Source organism: Archangium violaceum Cb vi76, from assembly GCF_000733295.1.
GTDB classification, from domain to species: Bacteria; Myxococcota; Myxococcia; order Myxococcales; family Myxococcaceae; genus Archangium; species Archangium violaceum.
Map to the genome: position 1 here is coordinate 71,198 of NZ_JPMI01000300.1, position 6,026 is coordinate 77,223.

At 69.7% G+C, this 6,026-nt stretch carries 4 protein-coding genes; 1 reads left to right on the forward strand and 3 read right to left on the reverse strand.

The features are described 5' to 3' along the window. Nucleotides 1-17: 17 nt before the first annotated feature. From Q664_RS41605 to Q664_RS41615, 3 genes are read right to left on the reverse strand one after another with little or no spacing between them, the layout of a single operon-like run. Nucleotides 18-1,451 carry a TolC family protein gene (locus Q664_RS41605; RefSeq protein WP_052519330.1) on the reverse strand — a complete coding sequence of 478 codons (1,434 nt, stop codon included), beginning with the start codon at nucleotides 1,449-1,451 and terminating at the stop codon, nucleotides 18-20. Then, entirely contained in the window at nucleotides 1,448-2,827 is a 1,380-nt protein-coding gene (locus Q664_RS41610) for an HlyD family secretion protein (RefSeq protein ID WP_063934854.1), read from the reverse strand. Before Q664_RS41610 ends, Q664_RS41605 begins: the two co-directional genes overlap by 4 nt. Nucleotides 2,828-2,843: 16 nt before the next feature. Then, a complete protein-coding gene (locus Q664_RS41615; RefSeq protein ID WP_160174616.1) occupies nucleotides 2,844-4,643 on the reverse strand; it encodes a peptidase domain-containing ABC transporter in 1,800 nt (599 codons plus the stop codon). A gap of 845 nt (nucleotides 4,644-5,488) precedes the next feature. Here Q664_RS41615 and Q664_RS56975 point away from each other — a divergent pair. Continuing rightward, nucleotides 5,489-6,026, forward strand: a 538-nt coding sequence (locus Q664_RS56975) for a LysM peptidoglycan-binding domain-containing protein (protein WP_152622644.1), incomplete at its 3' end; no start/stop codon positions are given.

Here is a 6,026-nt window from a genome sequence, read left to right on the forward strand (position 1 = left end):
GCACTGTGTCGCTTCGTTTACGGAGCGTCAAGCCTGCCCGGCTCGAGCGCGGCCGTGGCGGCGAGGAGATCCACCACCGCGCGGTGGTAGTCGACCAGGGCCTTGACCTCCTTGAGCTCGGCGTCGGCGGCGGTCTGCTCGCGCAGGTTGACGAAGAGCAGGCTGGTGGCGCCGTGCTCGAAGCGCGCCAGCTCGGCCCGGGCCAGGCGGCGCGCCACGTCCGCGGCGCTCTTCGCCAGGCCCACCCGCTCCTGGGCGGCGCGCAGGGCCGCGAGGGTGTCACGCACCTCGGTGACGACCTTGTCCTGGGCCAACCGGGCCTTCGCGTCCACCGCGGCCCGCTTCGCCTCGGCGGCCCGCGCCTGTCCGCGCGCCCCCCGGGCCTGGAGGGGGATGTCGAGCATCAGCGAGGCCTGGAGCTCGGTGGGCCGCAGGCTCTCGGGGCCCCTGCCGAAATCGCGGAGCACGGCGACGCCGAGATCCACCGCCGGGGCCGTCTGGTTGCGGGCCAGCTCCGCGTCGAGCTGGACCACCTCACCCTGGAGCGCCAGCTCGCGCAGCTCGGGCCGTTGCCGCAGGGCCTTCTGCAGCCACGCGTCCAGCTCGGCCTCGAAGGCCTCGTCGGGCATGGGCAGGCTCTCGGGCAGACGCGAGGTGGACACACGCACCGGCCTGCCTTCGCCGTCGCGCAGGTAGAGCGAGAGCTTCAGGGCCGTCTGATCGAGCTTGCGCCGGGCGGCGACCCGCTCCGCCTCGCGCTCCAGCAGGGCCCGCTCGTTCTCGGTGTGCTCGAGCTGGGGAATGTCTCCCTGGGCCACCCGGCGGGCGAGCTGCTCGTGACGGGTGACGGCCAGCGAGTACTGGGCCTCGGCGATGGCGAGCTGCTGGCCCGCGGCCACCCAATCCCAATAATGATAGGCCGCCTCACGTTGCAGTCCGAGCTGCTCGCCCGCGAGCGTGAAGCCGGCGATGTCGAGCCGCAGGCGCGCCTTGGCGATGTCCGCCCGGCGCTTGTCGATGGAGCGGTTGCGCCACAAGGGGATCTCCACGCCCGCGCGCAGCTCGCCACCGCTGAGCGTCTCGTACTCGCCGTAGTAGGGGGCGAACTTGCCCCGTCCCAGGCGGTAGCCGGCGAACAGGCGCGTCCCGCCCAACGGGGTGGGCTGCTCGATGACCGCGTCCAGACGCTCGTTGGGGTAGTAGCTGAAGGGCACGTACACGCCCCGGGCCTTCAAGAGCGTGTCGAAGCCGCCCTGCGCGGACAGCAGCTCGGCCTCGGCGGTGGCCACGCCCTGGCGCGCGGCCTCCATGCCGGGGTGCTGCTGGCGCACGGAGTCGAGCACCTCCTCGAGGGTGAGCGGGGCCTCGCCCCGGGCGTGCGCGGGCGGCGCCGTGCCCAGCACCGCCAGCAGCAGGACCAGGAGGGGGGCGTGCGTCCGGCGCGGCCTCATGACTTGGTCTCCGAGGCGTCGTCCTTGCCCTGGTCATCCGCCGACTTGCCGCCGGACGTCTCCTTGTCCGTCCAGCCCGGCTCGGACGAGGAGAGGGCAGGGGGGAAGCCGTTGAACTGGCGCCACATCTCGTAGCCGAGGCTGACCTCGTCGAGGAGGATCCACCCGTTGGCGCGCACGCCCTGGCGGAGGAAGCGGTTGGCGGGCCACTCCTCGCCCTTGTCGGGCACCACGACGATGCGGAACCTGCCGCGCCCGTCATCGGCCGCGTCGACGAAGGACACGGTGCCCCCGAAGGTGCCCACCGCCACCGAGGGCCAGCCGGCGAACTGGACGGCGGGCCAGCCCTCGAACTGGAGGCGCACGTGACGGCCCGGGGAGATGAGTGGGGCATCGTTGCCGTGCACGTAGAGCTCCACGGCGCTGGACTGGGTGTCGGGCACCAGGATGGCGAGGGGATCGCCCGCCTTGACCACCTCCGCGCCCTGCCGGGCCACCAGCCGCAGGATGGTTCCGGCGCGAGGCGCCCGCACCTGCTGGGTGGACTGCCGGGCCATGGTGCTCTCCAGCTTCGCCAGCTCGATGCGCTCCTTGGCCAGGTCGGACTTGGCGTACTCGTATTTGGCGAGGCCGTCGTTGATGAGGGCCTCGGCATCCGTCTGGACGCGCTGGCGGTCGGAGCTGAGCGCCCCGAGCTCGTTGCGGGCGGCGTTCAGGCTGGCGCGGGCGCTCTCGGCGTCGGTGGACGCCTTGGTGTAGTCGAGCTGGGCCAGCTCCAGGCTGCGGGTGGCCGTCAGGCCGTCGTTATGCATGGCCTTCTGGCGCTCCAGGTTGAGCCGGGCCGTCTCGCGAGCCACCTCGGCCGCGGCGAGCGACTGCTCGGCGGCGCGGATGCGCTCCTGCACCATGCGCACGCGCGAGCCGGCCGCGTCGATGCTCGCCGAGCGCGAGGCGCGCAGGGCATCCACGCGGGACTCGTAGGCCATCATCTGGCTCTGGGCGGCGCTGATGCGGGCCTCGATGGCGGAGCGCTGCTCCCGCAGACGGGCCATCAGGTCCGTGTCGTTGTCGGACAGCTCGACGAGCAGGTCTCCCTCCTTCACGCGGGAGCCCTCCTGGACGGACCAGGAGGTGATGCGCCCGGCGATGGGGGCCTGGATGGACTGCTGGCGCTCCAGCGGCGCGTAGGCGATGACACGGCCCTGGCCGGTGACGTTCTGCCGCCAGGGGGCCACCAGCAGCCCGAGCACGGCGAGCAGCAGGGCGAGCACCAGGAGCCGGGACACCGTGCGCGCCATCCGGGTCGAGTGCCGCACGAGACGCATGGCGGGGAGCTCGGCGGTGGTGCCATTGTGACGGGAAGTGGGCATCGTCATGGTCGCGGGTCCGGATTCAGGAGTGGGTGGCTGCCCGCGGCTCGGAGTCGAGTGGGCACAGTTGTCCGTCGAGCAGCTCGTAGGCACGCGTGCAGCGGCCGAGCAGCTCGGGGGCGCGGGTGATGAGGAGCAGGGTCCAGGGAGCGTCCGGGGCCAGCAGCGTCTTCAGCACGTGGTCGCGCGCCCGTGAATCGAGCATGTCCAGCACCTCGTCGATGACGAGCAGGCGCGGGCGCGGCACCAGGGCGCGCGCGAGGTGGAGCTGCGCCACCTGGCCCGAGGACAGGGGCAGGCCTCCGGTGGTGAGCTCGGTGTGGAGGCCCTCGGGGAGCCGGGTGAGCAGCTCTCCCAGGCCCACGGCCTCCAGCGCCCGGCGCACTTCGCTCAGCGGCAGGTCCGGCTGGCCCATGCGGACGTTGTCCACGAGCGTGCCAGCGAAGATCTCCGGCGCCTTGACGATGGCCACGTCGCGGCGCAGCGAGGCGAGCGAGAGATCCCTCATGTCGAGGCCATCGAGCAGGATGCGGCCCTTCGAGGGAGCACGCAGGCCGTAGAGCAGATCCACGAGCGTGCTCTTGCCGCCAGCGGTGGCGCCGGCGATGGCCACCTTGTCTCCGGCCCGCACCTCGAGGCTGGCGCCGCGCAGCACGGGCGCGGCCTCGCGGTAGTGGAACTCCAGGCCCTCCAGCTTCAGGGACGAGGGCCCGGGGCGCGGCGGGACGCTCTCGCCGGTGTCCTCCTCGAGGGGCAGGTCCACGAGCTGGCCGAGCTTGTCCATGGCCGCGAGCAGATCGTAGTAGGCCTCCAGGTGCTTGCCGAACTTGGCGATGGCGGCCACCACCGCGGTGACGATGAGCTCGGCGGCGACGAGCTGGCCCAGCGAGAGCTGGCGGTTGATGACGAGCCAGCCACCGAGCCCGAGCAGCAGCGCGCTGGCCACTGCCTGGAGGCCGAGCGCCCCGAGGATCTGCCGGAAGAGGTACTTGAAGTGCTTGCGCCGGGCGCCGAGGTAGTCGCGGGCGAGCTCATCGGAGCGCCGCAGGGCGTGGGCCGTGCCGCCGTTCTGGCGGAAGGCGATGGGGTGACGCGCCAGCTCCTGGAGCCAGGCGGCCACGGCGTACTTGGCCTTGGACTCCTTGATGCCCGCGGAGGCGGCCGCGCGTCCGTAACCGAAGATGATGCCGACGAGGGCCAGCAGGAGGAAGAAGTCGAAGGCCAGCAGCAGCGGGTGGTAGAAGGCGAGCATCAGCAGGCCGATGCTGGCCTGGAGCACCACGGAGAGGCCCTCGAGCAGCAGCGTCGAGCTGGCCTTCTGGACGGCGACCACGTCGAAGAAGCGGTTGACGATCTCGGGCCCGTGGGCGCGGTCGAAGGCCCGTGCCTGGACGCGGGGCAGCCGGTGGCTGAGATCGCTGACGACGCGGATGAAGACGCGCTGCTGGAGGATCTCCACCACCCAATTCTGCATGGCGCGGAGAGCGCCGGCGAACACCAGGCCGCCGAGCAGCAGGATGCTCAACACCACCAGCGGCTGGAGCAGGGCGCCGAAGGCCACGGTGTTGACGAGCGATTGGACGGCGATGGGGGTGGTGAGGGCGAAGAGGCCCACGCCCACCGCGTATATGACCACGGCCCGCACATCCGCGGCCTCCAGGTGCACCAGGGCGCGCAGCCGGGCGAAGGGCGTGAGGGGCTCATGAGGGGACGCCTCCACGGCACGCAGGGTATGGACGGGCTCGGACTCCTCGGCGAGCACCCAGGTGAGGGGCTGCGCCGCCCAGGGGGCGAGCAGGCGCGAGAGCTCTTCACGACTCATCCAGGACTGGCCCTGGGACAGCAAGCTGGAGTGCACGAGTACACGCTCGGGCGCCCACTCGGCGATCAGCAGCCAGGAGGCGCCCTGTTCCGAAAAGCACACAGTGCCGAGTGGTCCCTGAAGGCTGCCTTGGCGAAGGACGTCCTCGGGTGAACGCCGCAGGGAGGAGAGGGTGAGCCCGAGCGCCTGCCCCGCGTGCTGGAGAAGCGGACTCCACGAGTCGGAGAGGGGGCCGGCGCACTGGCGCGAGGCATCCAGGAGAGAGGCCTGTGTGGTGCTGGTGTTCGGCTCGAGGCCCGCGGTGTGTGCAAGTCCGCTGAGCAGTGGCTCGAGCAACTCCACAGCGGGTACTTCGCGGTGTGCGGGTGGGGGAGCTACGGGAGGGCCAGGCGGCGTCTTGGAAGAGGCGTCGAGGTCGCGGTCGTACATGAGCGTGGAGTGCCGGTCGCGGCATCGTCTCCGGGCGGAATTGCCGAAGCGTGCTCATGTATGTGGTCGGGGAGGCTCGATGAAAAACAGATAAACTGACGCGAACCATTCGGTTAAATCGATGGATGTGTTTGTCGGTAGATCCCGACAGGTGTCGGTAGATCCAGACGGGTCCGATGAACGAAAAGCGGCAATGCACTCCCTTGAAGGGCCGCTCGGCTCTCGGGGGGGTCCTTCTAAGCCCCCGAGATGACTGGACGCTGGCGTTCAGTGGCGTTCTCCAGCGGTCGGCCGATTACGGATCGTACTCTTCCAGTGTAAGGGCGGCCAGGGGGCGGAACCTGTGGTCGAGATCGGCACTTGCCGTCTAGACTTCTAGCCGGTCAGGATTCTGCTGCTCTGGCGATGGAAGAGTCATGAAAAAGATCAAATACCTGGTTCAATCGGGCGACTCGCTGTCCGCGATTGCCCGGCGCCACAACATCACGGAGGAAGTGCTCTCCCGGATGAATGGTATCAGTGAACTTGGACTCAATTCCATCAGGCCCGGTCAGGTGTTGCAGATTCCTCAGGAGAGTCAGTCCAGGCAGCGCGCGCCGACGCGGCCACGAACAGATAAGGTCCGCGCGAACGATACGCTGCCCGCGATTGCCCAGCGCAACGATGTCACGGTGGAGGCGCTGCGTCAGGCCAACGGGCTCGGTGGCGCCTCCAAGTGCCCTCCGATTGGCGTGGAACTGCAGATTCCCCCAAACAGCGGGTCCGATACTGCCAAGACTAATCAGGCGACGAAAGGGGCCGAAGGGAAATCCGCTCCGGTTCAGAAAAAGGCAAGCGAGCAGCAGACGTCATCGTTCAAGGAAGAGCTCAAGGAGGGAGGGACGCCATCGGAGAAAACCGTTGGTTACCGGATCAAGATTCCGCCAAGTACCTCTTCGAAAGAAGAGTTTCGGG